This window comes from Sediminibacterium sp. C3 (assembly GCF_000508085.1).
Taxonomy (GTDB): domain Bacteria; phylum Bacteroidota; class Bacteroidia; order Chitinophagales; family Chitinophagaceae; genus Sediminibacterium.
The window spans coordinates 456,937-479,040 of the sequence record NZ_KI669560.1 but is presented as its reverse complement, the minus strand read 5'-3'; the positions used below and the strand labels follow the sequence as shown (position 1 = coordinate 479,040).

Genomic DNA, 22,104 nt, shown 5'->3' with positions numbered 1-22,104 from the left:
AATTTTTTTAAGAAAAACTGATATTTATGGAAAATAATTTATTAATAAAATTAGAAATAGGAAAATATTTTAGAATAGGTGTTCGGGCGGTGCAAACTCATCTAATTTCTCTTTTTGGGACTTATAGTAAGCCGCCACATCATCAGTTGGGATCAAATCCACCCCCAAAATCTCTTTAAAATAGTAGTTGTACAGTTCAATTTTGGTGAACTTTTCAACCGGCTCCCAGGTTTGGACATCTGTTAAGTAGACCTCCATGGCCTCCCTCTGTGGGAAAAGCTTGTAGTCCATTTTGGACTGACCCAACAGGAAGTATCCGGGATAAACAAAGTCCATCTTTCGGCTTTGGGCAAAATCCTTGGTCAGGAGCATGATGTATTTACCAATACTGAATCTTTTATAATCGGGATGGTAAAAATGGAGAACAGACATCAGGGCTTGTTTGCCAATATCAAAAAAACCAACGCCAATTAAACGACCCTTATCGCGAATATGGATCATTAAAGTATTGAACCCGGCATTTTCGGTATTCATTTCCGGAATACAATCCGTGCAGGTAAAATATCCGTCAAAGTTGATGGACAGGTAATATTCGTAATACAAAAGTTCAATTTCAGAACTTAGATAGGCGGGCTCAATGGTAAAAGTGAAACGGGCACATTTCTTTCTGATTCTTTTGGTTGTTTTGGTTTCTTTTGCCTTGCTTAGATTGAGCCTAAGCCAAAAAGCAATGTCGGTGATGCTTCTTCTGCCTTCATAACCAATTTGTACCTCCTGGGTGGTAAAAAGATCATTCCCCATTCTGAAATGTCCGGTGGCCAATGCATGGTCTAGGAAAGCGCCCGTATAAAATCCTGAACTCATAGAATGAAATTAACAAAGTCTTCTGACTTGAGAAATCAGTTTGCCAATAGATGGTAAAGTGCCAGATCAACTTTGCATCTCAAGCCAATTTATGTCCCCAAAAAAATTTAATCCAACCGCCTTGTTTCAAGCATGTCAGACTGTTTTTAACAAGACCAGAAACCAGTGCATTAAACCTGCAAAGGAATTAGACCTTGAGCAAGAAGTAGCATTGTTGTCTCAGTTTTTTAGTGTGAACGAACCGGAATTGTATGTGCTGGTCTATTATATCTATAAGTCGTTGAATGACGACACTGTGTATCTGGATAAATTGATTGAACACTTTGGAAACGATTTGGCACAGTTGCCAGCTATGAATCAAGCAATCTATTCATTGATAAAAAAGAAAAGATTGCAAGAAAGGCCAAAAAGTCATAGTGGAAGAATGGATGCGTTTGTTTCAGCGGTGATTCATCCCAGAACTATTGAGGGTTTGTTGAAAGGAAGTAAACAAGCATTAAAAACTAAACCTGTAAAAAATTTTATTGAATTGCTTGATGCCATTGAAGAACAGGTACAGCAAAGGTCTAGTGGAACCATCAGCGGAGATGCCCTTCATGCTGAAGTAGATAGTTTATTGATTACCAACAAACATTTTAAAGAGCTAAGATGGATGGATCAGTTCAATTTGTCTACAACCGAAAAAATAGTATTGCTTATGCTAGGGGTTGAATATTTACAAAATAATGATATGTCTAATCTACCCAATATTATTGGGAATGCAGCATTAACTAAACAAGAGGCATTGTTTTTTCAAAACTGTTTGCTAACGGGCGATAGCCCCTTGTTATTAAATGAACTAATTGAGTTAGAAAACAAGCAGTTTATGCAATGCGACTATGGGTTTATTGCTCCCAAAACCTATGAGCAGTTTTTTCATGAGGGCAACTTGGTGAAGAAAAAAATGTTTCATAGCAGGGTTTGCAACTTAATTGAAAATGAAAAAGTAGAACTTGAGCCACTGTTCTATAACGAACCTATTGCAAAACAAATTGCCACCCTTGCAAATGCCATGCAAGAACCTAATTATGAGCACTTGCGTAATCGTATTAAAGGCAGCAATAAAGGGTTCACTTTATTATTTCATGGATCACCCGGAACAGGAAAGACCGCATTGGTAAAGCAGTTGGCTTTACAAACCCGCAGACATATTTTAATGGCAGATACGGCATCTATTAGAAATATGTATGTTGGAGAATCCGAAAAAAATATTCGAAAAATATTTAAGGAATATGAAGCCGCAAAAAAACATTTTGATTTGCATCCTATCCTATTATTCAATGAGGCCGATGCTTTAATTGGAAAGAGAATAAATGTAAACAGTAGCGTGGATCAGATGAATAACTCCATGCAAAATATTCTTCTACAATATTTAGAAGATTTTGAGGGAATCTTTATTGCCACCACCAATTTGCCAGCTAGCCTGGACGATGCTTTTAACAGAAGATTTTTATACAAGGTAGAATTTAAGAATCCGGATAAGGAAGTTCGATTGAAAATGCTCCAGCACCATTACCCGCAAATGTCCATCCCATTTTTGGAGCAATTGAATGAACAATATGAACTAACAGGTGCGCAATTGATGAATATCAATAAAAAAATAATGGTAGAGCAACTGCTTCAACCCCATATTCAACTATATGATCTGTTGCCGAAGTTCTGTGAAGAAGAGCTATCTACTTTGAGCAAGCATAAGCCAACCCCCATAGGCTTTTTATCCAAAGCATCCTAAAACTCATACTTATGTTTTTTGCACTTCTGGTATTGGCGGCTCTTGTAGCCACTTCAGATATATTTGCCATTTTCCTGCAAGGGATGCTACACGCAACTTCTTTTATTAAAACAAAATGGCTGCGCATTACTATACAGATTGTCTTAGGTATTGCCCTGTTTGTGCTATTTGCAGGACTATTTGCCTGTCTGTTTATTGTGATGCTGGCCTTTAATACCGGGAAGTCTAAGAAATGAGCATTTTAGGGTCAATTATTGGAAGAAAGGCATGATGTAGAAAAGTTCCTTTGAACGTTGAAAACATAACGCCCCTGGTTGTTGAGATTGAAATGATATTTAGCGTTTCAACTAGTTTGGCTGGTAAGTCAACTTTCCCGTCATTATCAATCTTGATTACCTCAATAAAATTAAATATTTCATAAATGCACCTAACAGAAATACTTCCGACAGTTAAAGATTGATCATCATTCTTTATTTCAACATTCACTGTTACAAACATCAAATTTTTGCTTGCATCGACTTTGCTTTCAATATTTATGTTGAAATTAAAATTTGAAATAGGAGTGTTAACATTTGGTGGCAATATGATAGCACTATTCAATAATTCTATTGCTTTTATTTGCATTTCAATATTCACTTCTCTAGTTTGAGTGGTATTCATTTTGAAACAGTATAATTGGATGAATAAGCAATTTGATTTTCTTGAAAGGTTAAGACAGAGCCTCCCGACAAGTCGCTAGGATAAACATACTGTGCACTTACATTTATTTGTTGATTGCTTTTGCTTGATTTTACAACCAATCTTTTTCTAAATATGACCTGCTCGCTATTCGGCTTAAGCAATTCATAAATATTAATATCAAATGCATAAGCAATCTCTGTTAAAATATCAACAGTAAAATTTTGAGTTCCGCTTAGCCACTTGGTGATCTCTGAAGGGTTTTTTCCAACTAATTCTGCCAACTTGGATTTGCTCCAACCCTTAATCGTAAGCATATCTTCAATCTTAACGGCAAGTTGCATTTTAACTTTTGTTTGCTCCATTTCTAATGGAGTAACTTCATTTAACAGTTCATTTATAATTGAACTACTATGTTTTCTGGCTTTAGTCTTCTTCGTCATTGTCATAGTTTTTTAAATTTCCCTCTAATTCTTTTCCATCAACTGACCAATAAAGCTCTTTTTCATCTAGTTGTTTTAATATGCTCTCTGCATAGGCCATCATTAATCTGACTTCGTTTGATAGTTTTGGATCTTCCTGCCATTGCCTGATTGATTTGTCTTTGAATCCACCACCACCTAGAATAACTGCTACATTTGAAAATCTTATACAGTAAAGTCTAAGATTACTTTCTTCTTCATCATAAAGAGCATAAACATACTCCCCCCATTTTTTTACAAATACAGAATCCCCCTCTGGTTTAAAAAAATTCACCCTGGCGCCAGTGCTATGTCCTATCTGTTTTAATCTTTTTAGAATTTCTTTTAATTCTGTTTTATACCGAAGACTATGTTCTTCAAGAAAACTGTCAAATAAGGTTTTTTCTTCCCCCTCTGGGATGATTGAGTAAACTTTCGATGCGCTTCCACTAAAAGGTTCAATTTCAACGATTTCGTAGTTCACTTTAGTTAAAAATAAAATTTAGGCACTGAAAATACATTTATTTTTCAAATAATGGTAAAATATGCGATTAAAATTTACTTATAAGTAAAATATTAAGCTTATGTTTGTTTTTACTTTAGCGGATAAAATTTTTCTAAACTGCCTTGGCCGGGCTTTTTATAAAACACCAGCCTGTCGGGTGTAAGAATAAGTTCCTGAGCAATGGCACTGATTTGAGTGGGTTCGGGGATACCGTATTTTTCCTGCAACATTTTTCTGATTGGGGGATTTAAACTAATCAAATGTTGCAGCAAGTTTCTATAAGAGATATTGCTGCCCATGAGGGTGTGAATGCCTACTGATGGTCCGTTCAGCAGGATTCGGAATAGGCTGATGGATAAAGAATCGGGTTTGGCTTTCACCAGGTTCCAGATATCGTCTATGAGTAAGAGCCTGTAAGGCATTTTTATGGTATTCCACAAGTTTAGGGAATGATACCTCTCGAAACTGTCGATTTTTTTTTGCTTCATTACCCTAGCCCTGAATTGCATTTCCCGCAAAACCGATTGCAATAATCTGGCCCTGGAAATATGGCTCCCTTTTTCGGGTTCGTCTGTAAAATGAGTTGCCCAATCAGAAGCATGGGCAAGGCCATAGCGGCTATGACCAATCAAGAAATGGCTTTGCGCTGTTTCGGCAGTTGTGCTCCCCCCGGAAAAAAAGGATTCCTGCAATTGCAAAAAATAAGGAAGGAGCTCCTGGCTATCCGTATAGGAAAACATCAATAGCGGCACTGCAGCCAGGTCTATACATTGTGGCTCGTTGTTGCTGTTGACTCCTATGTTAAATGGAAATATCAAGGGGTAAAATTAAGTAACAGGGAAGATTGCAAACAATCCCTATTTTTATAGCAAATAGTGTCAATAGCACCGGCCATCATCCCCCCCGAAATAATAAACCAGGCTATTGACAAGGCAAACCTAAGCCGGGTGTCTGCCACCTATTGGATGACTGAAAGTTTTAACATTTGATCTAAGTGGGGTATGCCAAAAATTAAATCTGCCGGAGTTCGTTATCGTATTATTGATGGGTGTTTAACCAATACCATGCATCCCTACCCAACGCTGGAGTATTTGCAGGAAAAAATTGAGCAGCAGCTGGATACTACTATTTCCATTTCCATGCTGAACAAGGATCTGGCAGCGATGAAGCAGTTGTACAATGCCCCAATTGTGTATGATAAGGCAAGAGGTGGCTATGCCTACAGTGATCCGGATTTTTCAATTGCTGAATTTCCGCTGACGGTTGAAGAAAGAGAGGCGCTGGATATCTCTACAGCTTTGCTCCAACAGATAAGGGGAACCAAAATTTTTCAGCAATTTGAGAATGCCATTAATAAAGTAATAGAAGGATATAGAATCAGTAAAATAGCGGGCATAGAGCAACGACAGTTTTTACAGGTGGAAGAGCCCGTGCGGCCGCAGAACAATCCATACCTGGAGCAATTGTTACAGAGTATTATCCATCAACAACCCCTGGCCATTACGTATCAGGGCTATGGACGGGAAGCCAAGCTGCACCAATTTTCGGCACACTTATTAAAAGAGTATCGCAACTGCTGGTATGTGGTGGGTTATTCGGACAGAGGTAAGAACCTGCTGGTATTTGCACTGGATCGAATTAAAGATATTGCAGCCAGTGATGCAAAATATATTAAGGTGGAGGGATTTAATCCGGCTGACTTTTTCAAATACTCTTTTGGCATTACACAGATTCACGATGCGGAGGCAGAAAGAGTGGTGTTGCGGTTCACGGCCTATCAGGCACCCTTTATTTTGAATCAGCCGCTACATCATTCACAACAAGTGTTAAAGCAGACGGATGAATTTGTTGAATTAGCATATCATGTGTATCTTACCACTGAGTTAGTTATGACCATATTATCGTATGGAAAACAGGTAAAAGTTGTATCACCCCAAAAATTAGCAAATACCATACAAGCCACAGCGCAAGAAATGGCTGCACTGTACGCTTAAACATCCTCCCCAATTGTTACCAGTCTGCCAATAGGTGGCAGACCCCCCCGCTTATATTTGTTTGAAATAAATGACTATGGACCCGATGGTAATTATTATTGGAGGTGGATTGGTATTGTTATCCATTTTAGCCACCTTATTTTTTGTAAAGTCCCGCAATGCGGCGCAGTTGACTGTTTATCAGGAACAGTTGAAGCAAAAAGAAATGCAGCTGCAGGAACAGCTCAGTTTCAGGGCTTTGCTGCAAACTGAACGCGATCAGTTGTTGAGTAATCTTTCCAAAAAGGAAGCCCAGTTGGAAATGAGCCAGCAGGCTTTAAAGCAGGCTCAGCAAAACAGTGAGTCTTTGAGTGCCCAACTGAAACTGGAGTTTGCAGAAATAGCGCATAAAGTAATGCAGAGCAATACCGAGCAGCTTCGCGTGAAAAGCGAGGAAAAAATTGGGGAACTCCTAAAGCCCTTCAAAACCGAATTGGGTGAATTCAAGAAAAAAGTAGACGATGTGTATGTGGCCGAAGCCAAGGATCGTCATGTGTTGAAAGCAGAGATAGACCGTTTGATTACCATGAGTCAGCAGGTAAGTCAGGAAGCCAACAATTTAACGACTGCACTAAAAGGCAATAATAAAACCCAGGGTAACTGGGGGGAAATGTTATTGGAAAGTATTTTAGAAAACAGCGGGCTGGTAAAAGGCAGTCAGTTTTTTACACAGGAATTTATCCGGGATGCCGGAGGGAATGTGATTAAAGATGAGGAGGGACGAGGCTTACAGCCCGATGTCATGGTGAAGTATCCTGATCAGCGAACGATTATTATCGATTCTAAAGTATCTCTGATTCATTGGGAACAATACGTGAACAGTGAGGATGAAACAGAACGCAGTCGCGCATTGAGCCTTCACTTGAGTTCGTTGAAGTCGCATATTGATGGACTGAGCAAAAAAAATTATCCCAAGTATGCCAAGGCCCTGGATTATGTATTGCTCTTTGTTCCCATTGAACCCGCATTTTTAGAAGCAGTAAAAAAGGACACAAACTTATGGAAGTATGCCTATGATAAAAATATCATGTTGGTAAGCCCCACCAATTTACTGGCCGTTTTAAAAATCATTGCAGATCTATGGAAAGTAGAACAACAAAACCAGAACGCCATTGAAATCGCTATGAAAGCAGGCGGTATGTACGACAAGTTTGTATTGTTCTTAGAGAGCATGGAGAGTGTGGGTAATAATATAAAGAACGCACAGGCGGCTTATGATAAAGCTCTGGGTCAGTTGAGTACTGGAAGAGGCAATGTGATCAAGCAAATGGAAGACCTGAAAAAAATGGGTGCTGCTGCGCAGAAGCAGATACCGGATAAGATTATTTATGAATTGAAATAGCGGGTTCTAATTATGGCGGATTTGTCATAGTTGAAAAATAAATTATATTAAATTATGGGTATGGAAAAAGCTACAATTATAAAATTAAATAAGTCTTTTGAAGAGAGCGCTTATGAGCAAGATGGTCTTGAATACTGGTTAGCTAGAGAGTTACAGGTACTCTTGGGATATACAGATTGGAGAAATTTTTTGAACGCCATTGAAAAAGCAAAAGAAAGCTGTAAAACTACTGGCGAAGCGGTTTCCGACCATTTCGTTGACGTCAACAAAATGGTCAAACTTGGTTCAGGAGCTGAGAGAAAGCAAGAAGATTTTATGCTTACTCGTTATGCCTGTTATTTAATAGCACAGAATGGGGACCCAAAGAAAGAACAAATCGCATTTGCTCAAAGCTATTTTGCCGTTCAAACTAGAAAACAAGAATTACTCGAAGAGCATATTCGATTAAAAGAAAGACTTCACGCTAGAGAGAAACTCGCAGCTACCGAAATAGAATTATCAAAAAATATCTATGAACGAGGGGTAGATAATAAAGGGTTTGCTAATATAAGAAGCAAGGGTGATTGGGCATTGTTTGGTGGAAATAACACCAGTGCAATGAAGAGAAAACTTGGTATTGCCGAAAATAGGCCATTAGCAGACTTTCTACCAACTATTACTATTACAGCGAAGCAGTTGGCAACAGAGATTACTAATTTCAACGTAACTCAAAATGATTTAAAAGGTGAGTCTATTATAACAGAGGAGCATGTTAAAAATAATAAAGACGTAAGAGAACTACTAGGTAAAAGTGGAATTAAACCAGAAAATCTATCACCCGAAGAAGATATTAAGAAACTAGAGCGAAGAGTGAAATCTGCCGATAAAAAATTATTAACCAAAAAGAATAAAAAGAAATAAACAATAATGCCCCTTCCTCCTCGTCATATTTTATCTAAATCGACCTTCATGTATGGATGCCAGTGCCCCAAACGATTGTGGCTGCATAAGTATAGGCCAGAGGTAAGAGACGAAATGGATGAGGAGCAGGAAGCGATTTTTCAAAGGGGAACTGATGTAGGAAAACTAGCGGAACAATTGTTCCCCGGGGGAGTAGACGCGCGCCCTGAAACACCATATGCCTACCAGCAATCAGTAGTGGATACGGCAAGATATATCGCCGAAGGAAGAGATATTATTTATGAAGCCGCATTTCAGTATGAGGGCTTACTCTGTGCTGTAGATATATTGGTGAAGCAGGGTAATCAATGGTATGCCTATGAAGTGAAGAGTACAGGATCAGTTAAGCCACCACATATACCCGATGCGGCTTTTCAATATTATGTAATAACACAAGCAGGATTAGAGTTAGCCGATTTTAGTATTGTGCACTTGAATACCGACTATGTGCGATTCGCTGATTTGAATGTACAAGAGCTGTTTACTTCTGAGTCGGTGTTGGATCGTTTGTTGCTAATGCAGGAGTTTATCCATGAAAAGGGCCTTGCATTAAAAACGGTTGTGGCCAATAAAACTGAAATGCCGGAAGTTGAAGTAGGCGATCATTGCTATAAGCCTTACAATTGTGACTTTCTGGGCTATTGTTATCAAGGAATTGATGACGAAGAGGAAGTAGACTTCGGTGAGCCGTATGTAAATCATGGAGCGATTAAAGCATTTTTATCACAACTGGAATATCCTATTTATCATATTGATTTTGAAAGTTGGCGGACTGTTGTTCCGGAATACGATGGTCACTGGCCTTTCCGGCAGGTATGTTTTCAGTATTCCGTGCATGTAGAGAGAGCGCCAGGAGTTGAACCAGAACATAATGCTTATTTAGCAGAAGGAACACATAGCTCCTCTTTGGAGTTTATTGAAAGTTTATTGGGTGTATTGGGTACTCAAGGAACCGTGCTGGTGTACAATATTTCATTTGAAAAGCCGAGATTAACTGAATTGATGAATGAGCATCCACAACATGCCGAAGCAATTCAAAATGTGATTGATAGAATTGTTGATTTAATGAAGCCGTTTAGAAAAGATTATCGTACACCAGAAATGCAAGGTAAGTGGACTATTAAAAAAGTATTACCTGCTTTGGTGCCGGAATTGTCTTACAATGAATTAACGATTGGAAACGGAACCGATGCCAGTAATGCTTTTTATCATTTACAGCATACCCAGAACCCTGATGATGTAGAACGAACCAGGGCAGCTTTACTGGAATATTGTAAGCTGGATACTTTGGCCATGGTGAAGTTATTGGAGGTGTTGAGGAAAAGATAAAAAATTTGCAAAAAAGGCCTAAAATCGGTACTTTACGCAAAAAATAACTTTAATGAGCGATAAAAATTCTAATAAAACACTTGATATCTGGGTAACTAGTTTATTATCCAGAGGTCAATTCATGTTTTCATTAGAAAAATTAAAGAAAGAATTTAAAGGAAAATCTGAAGTAGCATTAAAGTCTTCGTTAAAAAGATTAGTTGAAAAAGAGCTAATTATTTCCATCCACAAAGGTTATTACCTGATTATAACGCCCCAATACAGGTCAAAAGGGATACTACCCCCCACTTTGTTTTTAGATGCCTTTATGAAGGAATTAGATCGGCCCTATTATCTGGCATTATTAAATGCAGCCGCCTATCATGGGGCATCGCATCAGCAACCACAGGAGTTTTTTGTAGTAACAGGTTTTCCTGTGCTGCGGCCTATGCAGAAAAAGGGGCTGAAAATAAACTACATCAGCAAAAAGGAAATACCGGAACCACTGTTAGACACCCGAAAAACAGAAGCAGGATATTTAAAAATATCTAATCCGGCTCTTACAGCAACCGACCTGATACAATACGCTAAGCGGGTAGGCGGAATTAACAGAGTAGCTACTGTTTTGTCAGAGTTAGCCGAAAGTATTCAACCCGATGCTTTCAATAGCAACCTGTTGCAGCATGTTCCTGTAACCGCCTTGCAGCGTTTGGGCTATCTACTGGATAAAATATTTGACAATCAGCCGCTGGCCAATGCCTTATACATGGCCTTGCAAAATAACAAGGCGAGTTTGTTTAGGATACCATTGAAAGCCTCAGCCCCGGCAAAGGGTTTTGCATCAGACGAAAGATGGAAAGTAATTGTAAACACAGAAATAGAGATTGACGAATGATACCACAGGCATACATAACAGAATGGGCCAATCAGGTGCCTTGGCAAACCAACGAACAGGTAGAACAAGACCTGGTGATTTGCCGTGCCTTGGTAGAGATTTTTTCCGATGAGTTTCTGGCCAAAAGCCTTGCATTCAGAGGCGGCACTGCTTTACATAAATTGTATTTAAGCCCCCAACCCCGTTATTCTGAGGATATTGATTTAGTGCAGATCACAGCAGAACCATTTGGTCCTGTAGTGGATAGGTTAAGAGAAAGGCTGGCTTTTTTGGGTGACCCAGCCCGCAAGCAAAAGGAAAACAATTTTACCCTGCATTATCGTTTTGAATCAGAGTTCCCTCCGGTTCAAAACCTCCGCCTGAAAGTAGAAACCAATTGCCGGGAGCATTTCACCGTATTAGGCTATCAGCAATTTCCTTTTGAAGTAAAGTCTTCATGGTTCACCGGTTCTTGCAACATCACCACCTACCGCTTGGAAGAACTGTTAGGCACAAAGCTGAGGGCATTATACCAACGCAGAAAAGGCCGGGATTTATACGATATGTACAAGGCACTGGTGCATGTGCCCGACATCAACAAAGAAGCCTTGCTGCAATGCTATCATGCCTATATGGATTTTGTAGTGGATGAACCTCCTACACAAAAAGTATATCTGCATAATATGGAGGCCAAAATGCAGGACGATGAATTTACAGGCGACATAGCGGCCCTGATTCGCCCTACAGAAAAGTACGATCAGCAAACCGCTTTTGATTTGGTGAGGGCAGAGTTGCTGGAGAAAATTGAAGAAAGTAGAAAAATCTAAAACGAATTTTGAACTAACACATAAACAATGGCAAGAGAATTAGAAAGAGATGAACTGCACCGCACCATCTGGCAAATAGCAAATGATTTGAGAGGCAGCGTTGATGGCTGGGATTTTAAAACCTATGTATTGGGTATGTTATTCTATCGGTTCATCTCAGAGAACCTTACATCCTACATTAACAAGGAAGAACAGCGTACCGGCCATAAGAACTTCAACTATGCCGATATTTCGGATAAGGATGCCGAATTGGGCAGAGTGGATACGGTGAAGGAGAAAGGCTTTTATATCCTGCCATCTGAGTTATTTGTCAACGTTCGTAAAAAGGCGAAGACAGATGAAAATCTTAATGAAACACTGAGCCGTGTATTCAAGAATATTGAGCACTCAGCGAAAGGCACCGAAAGCGAAGACGACCTCAAAGGTCTGTTCGATGACCTGGATGTGAACAGCAATAAACTGGGTGCAACTGTTACCAAGCGAAATGAAGCACTGGTTAAAATACTGGATGCCATTGGTGATTTGAAATTGGGCGATTATCAGGACAATAGCATTGATGCGTTTGGAGATGCGTATGAGTTCCTGATGACCATGTATGCCAGCAATGCCGGTAAATCTGGTGGTGAATTTTTTACCCCGCAGGAAGTATCTGAGTTGTTGGCGGAAATAACCGTAGTTGGTAAAAAGCAGGTGAACAAAGTATATGACCCGGCTTGTGGTTCTGGTTCCTTGTTGTTGAAGTTTGCCAAAGTATTGGGCAAAGAAAATGTACGGCAAGGCTTTTTTGGGCAAGAGGTAAACATTACCACCTACAACCTTTGCCGCATCAACATGTTTTTGCACGACATCAACTATGAGAAGTTTGATATTGCACACGGTGATACCTTGACAGACCCGAAGCATTGGGATGATGAACCCTTTGATGCCATTGTTTCCAATCCGCCTTATTCCATAAAATGGGAAGGCGATGCAAACCCGCTTTTGATTAATGACCCTCGCTTTGCTCCGGCTGGCGTATTGGCTCCCAAAAGCAAGGCCGACCTTGCTTTTACCTTGCACATGCTGCATTGGTTGTCTACTTCCGGTACAGCCGCTATTGTTGAGTTTCCCGGTGTGTTGTACCGGGGTGGTGCAGAGCAGAAAATACGCAAATACCTGATTGATAACAATTATGTTGATGCGGTAATACAGTTGCCACCTGATTTGTTTTTTGGTACTACGATCGCTACCTGCATTATCGTGTTGAAGAAAAGCAAGAAGGATAATGCCACTTTGTTTATAGATGCTTCGCAACTATCGGTACGTGTAGGCAACAAGAATAAGCTAACGGATGATTACCGGAAGCAAATACTCAATGCCTACATTGAAAGGAAGGACGAGGCTCATTTTGCCAAACTCGTATTGAATAGCGACATCGCTGAAAACGATTACAATATTGCGGTAAGCAGTTATGTGGAGCAGGAGAATACCAGCGAAGAAGTGGACATCGAAAAACTGAATGCCCACATTGCTGAAATAGTAATTAGGCAGAATAAACTGCGTTTAGCTATTGATGAAATTATTGCTGATTTAGAAGGAGGTGATTTATGAGCAGAATAGAAGAAATGATATTGAAACATTGTCCTGAAGGGGTGGAGTACAAGAAGTTGAAGGAGATTGCGGAAGTAGGCACGGGAAGTAAAAATGGTAACGAAGCAATTCTTAATGGAAAATTTCCATTATTTGTTCGGTCGAAGTTTATCAAAAAAATTGATACCTATGAATTCGATGAAGAAGCTATAATAATACCAGGAGAAGGTGGAATTGGAGAGATATTCCATTATATGAATGGAAAATATTCGCTTCATCAGAGAGCTTATCGAATACATTTCTTAACCAATAAGCTACAGACAAAGTTTGCCTATTTCTATATGATGGTAAACTTTAAAAAATTCATATTTCAAAAGGCGGTTAATGCAACGGTAAGTTCAATTCGGAAACCGATGATTGAACAATTTTCAATCCCAATCCCCCCTCTCGAAGTGCAAGTAGAAATAGTCAAAGCCCTTGACTTGTTCACTGAATTGGAAGCTGAATTGGAAGCTGAATTGGAAGCTGAATTGGAAGCTGAATTGGAAGCTAGGAAAACGCAATATACTTATTATAGAGATAGCCTGCTGGGTTTCGAAGGCAAAGAAGTAGAGTGGAAAACATTGGGTGAATTAGGTGAATTTACCAGAGGTAAGCGATTTGTGAAAACAGATATTGTTACATCCGGTGTACCCTGCATTCACTACGGTGAAATGTACACACACTATAAGATTTGGGCTAAAGAAGCGAAGTCATTTTTGGAGCCTGAATTAGCAGCGAAATTAAGAGTTGCCAAAAAGGGGGATGTAATCATAGTGGCAGCCGGTGAAACCATTGAAGATATAGGGCAAGGTGTTGCCTGGCATGGTGATGAGGATGTGGTAATTCATGATGCCTGTTTTTCATTCAGCCATAATATGCATCCCAACTATGTGTCGCATTTTACACAAACAGGCCTGTTTCATTCCCAGATAAAGCGGTATATCTCTTCTGGTAAAATTTCCTCTATCAATGCGGCAGGTTTAAGTAAAGCCAAAATACCTGTTCCTCCAATGGAAGAGCAAATACGCATTGCTTCCATATTGGATAAGTTTCATGTTTTGATAAATGATATTTCTGTAGGAATACCGGCAGAAATAGAAGGCCGCAGAAAGCAGTACGAATATTATCGAAACAGATTATTGACATTTAAAGAGGTAGCCAATGGATAAATACAATATAGTTGCTGAAAATCCTGAAAGTACCGTTGTAGCGGAATACCAGTCTCCCTACAAAAGAGAAACAGCCTACCAAACAGAAGACCAGTTGGAGAAAGCATTCATCCAATTGCTGCAAGGTCAGGCTTACGACTATTTAACCATCGCCAGCGAAGCGGCATTGGTCAATAATCTTCGTGTGCAATTACAAAAGTTGAACAACTTCACTTTTAGCGATAAAGAGTGGGATCATTTCTTTAAAAGCAAAATTGCAAACCCCAATAGCGGTATCGAGGAAAAAACAACACTGATACAGGAAGACCATATCCAAATACTGGATTGTGATGATGGCTCTAAAAAGAACATTTACCTGTTGGATAAATCCAATATCCATAACAATCAGTTGCAGGTAATCAATCAATATGAAGTGGCTGATGGGCAGCGTCCCAATCGTTATGATGTTACTGTTCTGGTAAACGGTTTGCCTTTAGTGCATATTGAGTTAAAGAAACGAGGGGTAGATATTAAAGAAGCCTTCAACCAGATTAACCGCTATAACAGGGAATCATTCTGGAGTGGCTCAGGTTTGTTTGAGTATGTTCAGCTATTCGTTATATCTAACGGTACTTATACCAAGTATTACAGCAACACCACCCGTTTTTCCCATATCAAAGAGCAAACCCAAAGAGCCGCTTCCAGTAAAAAACGCACCAGCAACAGCTTTGAGTTTACCTCGTGGTGGGCAGATGCCAATAACCGACCGATAACAGACCTGATGGATTTTGGTCGCACCTTTTTTGCCAAGCACACCCTTTTAAATATCCTTTGCAAGTATTGTGTGTTTACAACAGACAAACTCTTGTTGGCCATGCGTCCTTACCAGATTGTGGCTACCGAACGAATTTTAGGACGAATCAATGTAGCCAATAACTATAAAAGCTATGGCAGTATTGATGCCGGTGGATATATATGGCATACTACAGGCAGTGGAAAAACATTGACATCCTTCAAAACGGCACAATTGGCCAGTAAACTGCCATTCATAACCAAAGTGCTCTTTGTGGTAGACAGGAAAGACCTGGACTATCAAACCATGAAGGAGTATGACAAGTTTGAAAAAGGAGCAGCCAACAGCAATACCAATACATCTATTTTAAAGAAGCAACTCAGCGACCCTAAAGCAAACATCATCATCACTACCATTCAGAAACTTTCCATTCTGATAAAGAAAGAAAAGAATCACCTCGCTTTTACTCAGCCCATTGTAATCATCTTCGATGAATGCCATCGTTCGCAGTTTGGTGATATGCACAAGGCAATCACCAAAGCCTTTAAGAAATATTTTCTGTTCGGCTTTACCGGCACACCCATATTTGCTATTAATGCCAGCAGCAGCAACAAACCTGATTTAAAAACCACCGAACAGGCATTTGGTCAAAAGCTGCATACCTACACCATTGTAGATGCCATCAACGATAAAAATGTACTGCCGTTTCGTATTGACTATATACGAACCATGAAGGAGCAGGAAGAAATTAAAGATGAAAAAGTTTGGGATATAGACAGGGAAAGGGCATTGGCAGCACCGCAACGCATAAGCAATGTGGTAACCTACATTTTAGAACATTTCGACCAGAAGACAAAGCGTAACAGCAAGCCTTACAGCTTTACTTCCTTAAAAAATATTTACGAAGTTGTTTCTGCAAAGGACCGTAACAAAATTGAAGAAGTAAAGCAGAAAATTAGACTCTCTGGCTTCAATTCAATATTTGCAGTTAGTTCCATTGACTTTGCCAGGCTTTACTACAATGAGTTCAAAACGCAACAAATCAGCTTGCCCGAATTACAGCGTTTGAAAGTAGCCACCATATTCAGCTTTGGTGTGAATGATGATGATGAAGATGGTTTGCTTGATGAGAACTCAGAAGGTACAGAAGGGCTGAGTGTTTCAGATAGAGATTTTCTGGAAAAAGCAATCAGCGATTACAACCAGATTTTCAAAACCAATTACGATACATCAACGGAGAAATTCCAGAACTACTATAAGGATGTATCTCTGAGAATGAAGAACAGGGAAATTGATTTGCTCATTGTAGTAAATATGTTCCTGACGGGTTTTGATGCTACTACTCTCAATACACTTTGGGTAGATAAAAACCTTAGATTACACGGTTTGCTGCAGGCATATTCCAGAACCAACCGCATTTTAAATTCAGTAAAGACCTTTGGAAATATTGTTTGCTTCCGAAACTTAGAGAAGGCCACCAATGAAAGCATCGCATTATTTGGTGACAAAGAAGCCGGTGGAATTGTCTTACTCAAAACCTTCGATGAATATTATAATGGCTATAAGGATGGTGAAAAAAACTATCCGGGATATGTTTCACTCATTAATGAACTCACTGCCAAATTTCCAGTTGGTGAACAAATAATAGGAGAACAAAATCAGAAAGCCTTTATCCGCTTGTATGGTTCTATCCTGAAAGCAAAAAATATACTCACCACTTTTGATGAGTTTGCAGGAAGGGAAATACTCACTGAAAGAGATGTACAGGACTACCACAGCATGTACATTAATCTTTATCACGAGTTCCGCAACAGAAATACTGGTGATGCTGAGAATGTAAATGATGATATAGTGTTTGAAATGGAGTTGATAAAGCAGGTTGAGATTAACATCGACTACATTTTAGAGCTTATCAGAAAATATCATGAAGGTCATTTGAGGGATAAAGAGATAATCATCAGTATCAACAAGGCAATTGACTCAAGCGTAGAATTGAGGAACAAAAAGGACCTGATTGAAAAGTTCATTCAATCACTCAATCCTGCCACCAAGGTTGCTGACGATTGGCAACAATTTGTTGAAAGCAAAAAAATGGAGGAGTTAGATCAGATTATTGCTGAGGAAAGTCTGGATAAGGAACAAACTTACAAGTTTGTACAAAATGCTTTCAGGGATGGATATGTGCAAACGACAGGTACGGGATTGGCAAAGATTCTGCCACCTGTTTCCAGGTTTACACCTACTGGCGAAAGAACTCAGAAAAGGGAAACCGTTATTGAGAAGATAAAAGCATTCTTCAACAGATTCTGGGATATTTCAGGCAGTATGTTAGAATAGTATTCATAGGCTAAACCAACTCGATGACGAAATACTGAAATAAAGAAATGATATGGCATTATACATCAATCAAACAGGTAAACTCAAGGAGGTAAAAGAAAAGCCCTTCAAATTAGAAAAAGACATTCAGAAAGTCTTTGAAGCAAAACGTATTAAAAATGATTATTCTCTAATTAAAACTGTTTGATATTAGAGGTACTTACATTCATTAATAATTGAGGCTACAAAATATTATTCTACAAAACTTAAAATTAAAGCTTCTATATTTTATTTCAGTAACTGTTTTTTTTGTAAAATTTTCAAGTTCATTAGAATCTATTAAAGTTACATGCTTGGTTTTGCCTAATAATTTGATAGCTTCATCATAAGACTTGTATAACTCCCTAAGTTTTGGTCTTGCTAAAATCAAATCAAATTTTAATTTATTGTTTTCTGCATATTCTTCAATCGCTGAAAATTGTCCAAAATTGAAATAGGCCTTCTTTTGTAAAGTTTCTTTTCTTTTTACATCAAAACTAACAGGCTTAACCAGGTTAATGAAATCACTTTTCCAAGCCAAATCAAATTTTATTTCATTTTCATTTGAAGGCTTAATTATATAGTCAAGTTTAATTTTGGTATTATTTTTATCTAATATTTCTTTATCAAGTGTTCTTATAAGATTTTTGTATCTGTTAATCAAAAAAAGTTCATCAATTCGTTTTGTTATTTCTCCATGATGCTCAAAAACAGTAAAATAAAAGTTATATAGCTGATTATTAATTATTTGAAAAGAGTTCTGTTCATTCAACCCTAATTTAGGTGCTGAAAATTGTAAAGAGCTACTATCATCTGGCAGAAACTCATCATTTAGAAATCTATCAAACGAATTTATTAAATCGTGATTAGCAAAAAATTCTGGTTTACTACTTATTTCTTTTGCTCTAGATTCAAATGCTTTGCAATAAGACCGTATAATTTTTTCTGGCACGTTAGGGTATGCGAATCTTAATCTAGCTAGTCTATCGGGAAAGAGAAAAAAAAGCTTTTGTTCTGTCGGATAAAATACTATTATACCAACATTAAGAACCTCTTCCAGTAGCTGTGAATGTCTATATTGTAAAAGGCTATATGTATATGAATTGTTCATGCTATTGACTTAAGGAGTAACTTACAAAACTTTTGTCTATTATCTTTGATCTCCGAAAGGTAATTAACTAAGTTTTTCCAATTTCCAGTATTAATACCTAAAGATTCCATTTGTTTTGCGGAACTAATTAATGGATTTACATTAAAATTTTTAAATATTCAAAAAAACCATCAAATAAATTTCTTTTCGCTTTTGTTCTTAAGGCTAACAAATATGGATAAAATATGTGTTTTTGATATTGATAGTATGTTGTTTCATTTTTAAAATCTTCCATAAACTTTTCAAAGCCACTTTGACTATCTATAAATGGAAAAGTTTGTTCATGATCAATTAGAATAATATCATCGTCATCAATTAATAAATTGGGCTTATTTCTAAATCCTCCTCTGTCAAGATTAGCACAAAGGAAGTCAAAAGCATAAACTTGTGCAAAATCATATTCCTTTAAAACATTGCGATGTAATAAATTTGAAAAAACCGGAGCCCCTTCAATATATCTAGAAGCAAATTTTAGATTTTGGTCTTTCGATTGTAAAAACCTTCTTTCATTTTTTCCAAGAGAAATTTTTATAAAGGATTGAGTAAAATCGGCAAAAGCACATTCAGGCACTAGTAAGTCAAATTCCTTTGCTAAAATATTGCCATAAAACTCTTTAGCCGTTGCAAATTGCTGATTGTTGACGGATTTTTTAAAAACTTTAACTATGTAGGCATTTTCTTCTCCTTTAAAATTTCTCAATGTTACTTTCCAGGGAATTGTACTCCCTCCCTTTTCAATAAACCCATGGAATTTTGTTGCTGAAAGAATGTTCAATTATAAACTTTTCATATAAATATAGTAAATATATAAGATTACAATATTATAACCTGTTACTCAGCATCAAGTTTTTAACGCAACAGTTTAACTAAGTTAAATTGTTGTAATGAATAAATATCAAAGGTTAAGTATCGATGAAAGGGAAATGATAGGCCAATACCTTTCACAGGGCAAAAGTTTACGATTCATAGCTAATAGTTTAAACCGACAGGTAAGCACTATTAGTCGAGAGGTCAAGCATTTTACCAACATTGGAAGTAGGTACAAGCCATGGTTAGCTCAGCATTGTGCGGATTATCTATCCCGGCGAAGGAATGATAAATGCAGGATTGCTACAACACCAAAACTGTATAGCTTTATTGTTGAGAAGCTGAAACTCCGCTGGTCACCCCAGCAAATTAGTATGGAGTTAAAAAAGCGTTACCCAACAAAGAAGTATATGCAAGCCAGTCACGAAACTATTTACACTTATCTCTACATGTTACCCAAAGGTGAACTCCGCAAGGAGCTGATCAGCTATCTGAGACAGAAGAAACGTTTACGGAAGAACCGCAAGTTAGCAACTGACGCAAGGGGTAAAATAGCTGATATGATTAGTATCCATGAACGTCCAAAGGAAGTAGAAGATAGAATCATACCTGGTCATTGGGAAGGCGATTTGATTATGGGTAAAGATCACAAAAGTGCGATTGGGACTATTGTGGAACGAACTACCAGAACCGTTATCCTTGTACCATTAAAAGCAAAGGATGCACCTTCTGTAAGAAAAGCATTTGCCAAAGAACTAAAAACATTACCCAGTCAAATGACTGTAACATTAACCTATGATCGAGGTAAAGAAATGAGCGAACACAAACTCTTTACCAAAGAAACAAATATGCAGGTGTACTTCTGTGATCCTCATAGCCCGTGGCAAAGAGGAACCAATGAAAACACTAATATGTTGATCCGCGACTTTTTCCCTAAACAAACTGATTTTAGTAAGTTTACAAGGAAGGAAATCAAGCATGTTCAAAAGCTCTTAAATGAAAGGCCCAGAAAAACGCTTGACTGGTCAACACCAAAAGAAAAGTTTAAAGAACTATTGTTGCGTTAAAAACTTGAATCTGCCTTATTTTAATGTCTGATGGTTGATTTAGATATATTTATTATATGTTAGAGTTCATTAATTCCTAAACGCTGCATAAGCATAAAAATCAGTCATTACTTGCTTGGCGCTTTGGTATTCTTTCAATTCATAAGTAGGTTCTATTCCTTTCTCTCTATAGGCCGACATTTCTTGTAGTCTTTTGTAATAAGCTTTGTTTACATCGTCTAAAGTGTAAGTGGCATCTGGATCTAGGTTTAGAATATGGTAACATTTCAGAATGGGGCGCTTATCCAGATTTATTTTGGGTTGTGGCAAACTGTATTCTTTCTTATCATCAAACATGTCAGTCCTTAAAATAAAATTGATAAAATGAATCAATCCATAAATAGCAAGAAGAATTAAAGAGGTTGACATACTCCATCCATTTCGTTTAAGCTAGCAATTTTTCTCGCACAAATTATTTTTCTTCTCCTCTTTATTTATGCACATTCCATTTTTTAATAAACCAAGCGTTTAGTTATTCACAACCCTTTTTTTGAAAAACCTTTTTCATAGTTTAAGACTATGCCAGCTGGTTCACTCCCCCAATAGGTGGCAATCATCCAATCTAATTTTACTTTCTAAATACCATCACCATGCAAACACTCAAAAACATTTTCGACGCCGAACTTGACCGCTTAATCAATATCCAGCAGTTTCAGGAACCTGCAATGGGTGCATCTTCAGGTTATAAGTATTTAGACAGGGCACTGAATGGATTCAAGCCTCAGCATCTATACCTTTTGAGTGCTGCACCGGAGTCTGGTAAAACGGCGTTCTTGCTCAACCTGTTACTGCGAATGACCGTAAAGAAGAAAAATCCGGTGAAAGCATTGTTATATAGTTTAGATGTGAGTGCCGCGGAAGTGGCTCAGCGTTTATTGAGTTGCCATTCTTGCATTCGATTAGAAGATATATTCTATGGGTCAACGCGTACCGACCTGATTGAGCAGTTATACATAGACGTGGATCAAATCAAAGATCTTTCTGCCAATTTATTAATTGACGATTATCCTTCCCGTTCTCTTGCCTCTATGCGCGAACAACTGGCCGACTTAAAAGCGAAGAATGAAATGCCGGCCATTGTGGTGATTGACAATATCAATCGGATTGCAGTGGCTGATCCCGGTGAAGACGACGCCATTTCTTCTTCCTTGCTACCCGGTCTAAAGCAACTGGCCATTGATTTTAATGTGCCCGTTCTCTGTTCTCCCCAGACCAGTGCGGTGGACCCCGATATTGAAATGGATTCCATGCCTCGCCTGAGTAGTTTGCGCAAAAAGAATTTCAACTTAGACCATGTGGATGTGGTGATGTTTCTTGTTTCGCCTAATTTCTATCGATACCCGGGCGAAGAGGAGCAAACAACCATGTTTTCCAGATTGGGACACCCCATGCCTGAAGGTTTTTCCGAAATGCATGTCCGCATTCCCCTGAATCGTTGTGGCCCTATCACTACCGTTTATTTTACCGCCAATTTGGAATGTCAGTTGGTGTATGAGGATGGGGTTTAAACTAGATTTTATGATTAACTGAAA

General features: G+C 38.3%; 22 protein-coding genes. 14 read left to right on the top strand and 8 right to left on the bottom strand.

Going from position 1 to position 22,104, the window contains the following annotated elements; all coding sequences use genetic code 11:
- Positions 1 to 69 precede the first annotated feature (69 nt).
- Positions 70 to 864 carry a hypothetical protein gene (locus F777_RS0102305; protein ID WP_026750631.1) on the bottom strand — a complete coding sequence of 265 codons (795 nt, stop codon included), beginning with the start codon at positions 862 to 864 and terminating at the stop codon, positions 70 to 72.
- A gap of 91 nt (positions 865 to 955) precedes the next feature.
- Between F777_RS0102305 and F777_RS17130 the strand changes: the two genes are divergently transcribed.
- Both F777_RS17130 and F777_RS0102295 read left to right on the top strand, forming a co-directional pair.
- Positions 956 to 2,635, top strand: a complete 1,680-nt coding sequence (locus tag F777_RS17130; RefSeq protein ID WP_051408372.1) for an ATP-binding protein — start codon at positions 956 to 958, stop codon at positions 2,633 to 2,635.
- A gap of 11 nt (positions 2,636 to 2,646) precedes the next feature.
- Entirely contained in the window at positions 2,647 to 2,871 is a 225-nt protein-coding gene (locus F777_RS0102295) for a hypothetical protein (RefSeq protein ID WP_026750630.1), read from the top strand.
- Here the strand turns inward: F777_RS0102295 and F777_RS0102290 are convergent.
- The 4 genes from F777_RS0102290 to F777_RS0102275 all read right to left on the bottom strand — a co-directional run bounded on the left by F777_RS0102290 (position 2,861) and on the right by F777_RS0102275 (position 5,097).
- Positions 2,861 to 3,295, bottom strand: a complete 435-nt coding sequence (locus tag F777_RS0102290; RefSeq protein ID WP_026750629.1) for a hypothetical protein — start codon at positions 3,293 to 3,295, stop codon at positions 2,861 to 2,863. The genes F777_RS0102295 and F777_RS0102290 overlap by 11 nt on opposite strands.
- Positions 3,292 to 3,762 (bottom strand): helix-turn-helix domain-containing protein, encoded by a 471-nt coding sequence (locus F777_RS17125; RefSeq protein ID WP_081720445.1) that lies wholly within the window; start codon positions 3,760 to 3,762, stop codon positions 3,292 to 3,294. The genes F777_RS0102290 and F777_RS17125 overlap by 4 nt, the downstream gene beginning before the upstream one ends.
- On the bottom strand, positions 3,740 to 4,258 hold the full coding sequence (locus F777_RS0102280; RefSeq protein WP_026750628.1) for a hypothetical protein: 519 nt from the start codon (positions 4,256 to 4,258) through the stop codon (positions 3,740 to 3,742). Before F777_RS0102280 ends, F777_RS17125 begins: the two co-directional genes overlap by 23 nt.
- A gap of 110 nt (positions 4,259 to 4,368) precedes the next feature.
- Positions 4,369 to 5,097: a hypothetical protein gene (locus F777_RS0102275; protein WP_026750627.1), complete on the bottom strand. Its 729-nt coding sequence runs from the start codon at positions 5,095 to 5,097 to the stop codon at positions 4,369 to 4,371.
- A gap of 183 nt (positions 5,098 to 5,280) precedes the next feature.
- On the opposite strand from F777_RS0102275, the gene F777_RS0102270 reads away from it, so the two are divergent.
- The 10 genes from F777_RS0102270 (at position 5,281) to F777_RS18475 (ending at position 17,678) form a co-directional block, all read left to right on the top strand.
- Positions 5,281 to 6,273 carry a helix-turn-helix transcriptional regulator gene (locus F777_RS0102270; RefSeq protein WP_026750626.1) on the top strand — a complete coding sequence of 331 codons (993 nt, stop codon included), beginning with the start codon at positions 5,281 to 5,283 and terminating at the stop codon, positions 6,271 to 6,273.
- Positions 6,274 to 6,349: 76 nt separating this feature from the next.
- Positions 6,350 to 7,654 (top strand): DNA recombination protein RmuC, encoded by a 1,305-nt coding sequence (gene rmuC / locus F777_RS15410; protein ID WP_037369041.1) that lies wholly within the window; start codon positions 6,350 to 6,352, stop codon positions 7,652 to 7,654.
- Between the two features lie 60 nt (positions 7,655 to 7,714).
- Complete coding sequence (gene dinD / locus F777_RS0102260; protein WP_026750625.1) at positions 7,715 to 8,554, top strand: DNA damage-inducible protein D; 840 nt, start codon at positions 7,715 to 7,717, stop codon at positions 8,552 to 8,554.
- Positions 8,555 to 8,602: 48 nt separating this feature from the next.
- A complete protein-coding gene (locus tag F777_RS0102255; RefSeq protein ID WP_161631472.1) occupies positions 8,603 to 9,922 on the top strand; it encodes a DUF2779 domain-containing protein in 1,320 nt (439 codons plus the stop codon).
- A 52-nt stretch (positions 9,923 to 9,974) separates the two neighbouring features.
- Positions 9,975 to 10,796: a type IV toxin-antitoxin system AbiEi family antitoxin domain-containing protein gene (locus F777_RS0102250; protein ID WP_026750623.1), complete on the top strand. Its 822-nt coding sequence runs from the start codon at positions 9,975 to 9,977 to the stop codon at positions 10,794 to 10,796.
- A complete protein-coding gene (locus F777_RS0102245; RefSeq protein ID WP_026750622.1) occupies positions 10,793 to 11,602 on the top strand; it encodes a nucleotidyl transferase AbiEii/AbiGii toxin family protein in 810 nt (269 codons plus the stop codon). Before F777_RS0102250 ends, F777_RS0102245 begins: the two co-directional genes overlap by 4 nt.
- A gap of 27 nt (positions 11,603 to 11,629) precedes the next feature.
- Positions 11,630 to 13,192 carry a type I restriction-modification system subunit M gene (locus tag F777_RS0102240; protein ID WP_026750621.1) on the top strand — a complete coding sequence of 521 codons (1,563 nt, stop codon included), beginning with the start codon at positions 11,630 to 11,632 and terminating at the stop codon, positions 13,190 to 13,192.
- Positions 13,189 to 14,382, top strand: a complete 1,194-nt coding sequence (locus tag F777_RS0102235; protein WP_026750620.1) for a restriction endonuclease subunit S — start codon at positions 13,189 to 13,191, stop codon at positions 14,380 to 14,382. The genes F777_RS0102240 and F777_RS0102235 overlap by 4 nt, the downstream gene beginning before the upstream one ends.
- Positions 14,375 to 17,491, top strand: coding sequence for a type I restriction endonuclease subunit R (locus F777_RS0102230; protein WP_026750619.1), 3,117 nt, complete (start codon positions 14,375 to 14,377; stop codon positions 17,489 to 17,491). The genes F777_RS0102235 and F777_RS0102230 overlap by 8 nt, the downstream gene beginning before the upstream one ends.
- A 52-nt stretch (positions 17,492 to 17,543) precedes the next feature.
- Entirely contained in the window at positions 17,544 to 17,678 is a 135-nt protein-coding gene (locus F777_RS18475; RefSeq protein ID WP_255326237.1) for a hypothetical protein, read from the top strand.
- 21 nt (positions 17,679 to 17,699) lie between these two features.
- Here the strand turns inward: F777_RS18475 and F777_RS0102220 are convergent, their stop codons facing one another.
- Complete coding sequence (locus tag F777_RS0102220) at positions 17,700 to 18,620, bottom strand: DUF3037 domain-containing protein (protein ID WP_026750618.1); 921 nt, start codon at positions 18,618 to 18,620, stop codon at positions 17,700 to 17,702.
- Between the two features lie 136 nt (positions 18,621 to 18,756).
- Complete coding sequence (locus F777_RS0102215; RefSeq protein ID WP_026750617.1) at positions 18,757 to 19,434, bottom strand: HipA family kinase; 678 nt, start codon at positions 19,432 to 19,434, stop codon at positions 18,757 to 18,759.
- A gap of 109 nt (positions 19,435 to 19,543) precedes the next feature.
- On the opposite strand from F777_RS0102215, the gene F777_RS0102210 reads away from it, so the two are divergent.
- The gene (locus F777_RS0102210) at positions 19,544 to 20,533 is read left to right on the top strand and encodes an IS30 family transposase (protein WP_026750616.1); all 990 of its coding nucleotides are present in this window, start codon (positions 19,544 to 19,546) and stop codon (positions 20,531 to 20,533) included.
- Between the two features lie 69 nt (positions 20,534 to 20,602).
- Here F777_RS0102210 and F777_RS0102205 read toward each other — a convergent pair whose 3' ends face one another.
- Positions 20,603 to 20,941, bottom strand: coding sequence for a hypothetical protein (locus F777_RS0102205; protein ID WP_026750615.1), 339 nt, complete (start codon positions 20,939 to 20,941; stop codon positions 20,603 to 20,605).
- 221 nt (positions 20,942 to 21,162) lie between these two features.
- Between F777_RS0102205 and F777_RS0102200 the strand changes: the two genes are divergently transcribed.
- A complete protein-coding gene (locus F777_RS0102200) occupies positions 21,163 to 22,080 on the top strand; it encodes a DnaB-like helicase C-terminal domain-containing protein (protein ID WP_026750614.1) in 918 nt (305 codons plus the stop codon).
- Positions 22,081 to 22,104: the final 24 nt, after the last annotated feature.

Excerpts from the sequence above, each read along its gene's own strand:
- F777_RS0102205 (WP_026750615.1), bottom strand. The coding sequence starts at position 20,941 with ATGTCAACCTCTTTAATTCTTCTTGCTATTTATGGATTGATTCATTTT.
- F777_RS0102305 (WP_026750631.1), bottom strand. The coding sequence starts at position 864 with ATGAGTTCAGGATTTTATACGGGCGCTTTCCTAGACCATGCATTGGCC.
- F777_RS0102235 (WP_026750620.1), top strand. The coding sequence starts at position 13,189 with ATGAGCAGAATAGAAGAAATGATATTGAAACATTGTCCTGAAGGGGTG.
- F777_RS0102220 (WP_026750618.1), bottom strand. The coding sequence starts at position 18,620 with ATGAACAATTCATATACATATAGCCTTTTACAATATAGACATTCACAG.
- F777_RS0102245 (WP_026750622.1), top strand. The coding sequence starts at position 10,793 with ATGATACCACAGGCATACATAACAGAATGGGCCAATCAGGTGCCTTGG.
- rmuC (WP_037369041.1), top strand. The coding sequence starts at position 6,350 with ATGGACCCGATGGTAATTATTATTGGAGGTGGATTGGTATTGTTATCC.
- F777_RS0102255 (WP_161631472.1), top strand. The coding sequence starts at position 8,603 with ATGTATGGATGCCAGTGCCCCAAACGATTGTGGCTGCATAAGTATAGG.
- F777_RS0102290 (WP_026750629.1), bottom strand. The coding sequence starts at position 3,295 with ATGAATACCACTCAAACTAGAGAAGTGAATATTGAAATGCAAATAAAA.
- F777_RS0102250 (WP_026750623.1), top strand. The coding sequence starts at position 9,975 with ATGAGCGATAAAAATTCTAATAAAACACTTGATATCTGGGTAACTAGT.
- F777_RS17125 (WP_081720445.1), bottom strand. The coding sequence starts at position 3,762 with ATGACAATGACGAAGAAGACTAAAGCCAGAAAACATAGTAGTTCAATT.
- F777_RS17130 (WP_051408372.1), top strand. The coding sequence starts at position 956 with ATGTCCCCAAAAAAATTTAATCCAACCGCCTTGTTTCAAGCATGTCAG.
- F777_RS0102240 (WP_026750621.1), top strand. The coding sequence starts at position 11,630 with ATGGCAAGAGAATTAGAAAGAGATGAACTGCACCGCACCATCTGGCAA.
- F777_RS0102200 (WP_026750614.1), top strand. The coding sequence starts at position 21,163 with ATGCAAACACTCAAAAACATTTTCGACGCCGAACTTGACCGCTTAATC.
- F777_RS0102295 (WP_026750630.1), top strand. The coding sequence starts at position 2,647 with ATGTTTTTTGCACTTCTGGTATTGGCGGCTCTTGTAGCCACTTCAGAT.
- F777_RS18475 (WP_255326237.1), top strand. The coding sequence starts at position 17,544 with ATGGCATTATACATCAATCAAACAGGTAAACTCAAGGAGGTAAAAGAA.
- F777_RS0102270 (WP_026750626.1), top strand. The coding sequence starts at position 5,281 with ATGCCAAAAATTAAATCTGCCGGAGTTCGTTATCGTATTATTGATGGG.
- dinD (WP_026750625.1), top strand. The coding sequence starts at position 7,715 with ATGGAAAAAGCTACAATTATAAAATTAAATAAGTCTTTTGAAGAGAGC.
- F777_RS0102210 (WP_026750616.1), top strand. The coding sequence starts at position 19,544 with ATGAATAAATATCAAAGGTTAAGTATCGATGAAAGGGAAATGATAGGC.
- F777_RS0102230 (WP_026750619.1), top strand. The coding sequence starts at position 14,375 with ATGGATAAATACAATATAGTTGCTGAAAATCCTGAAAGTACCGTTGTA.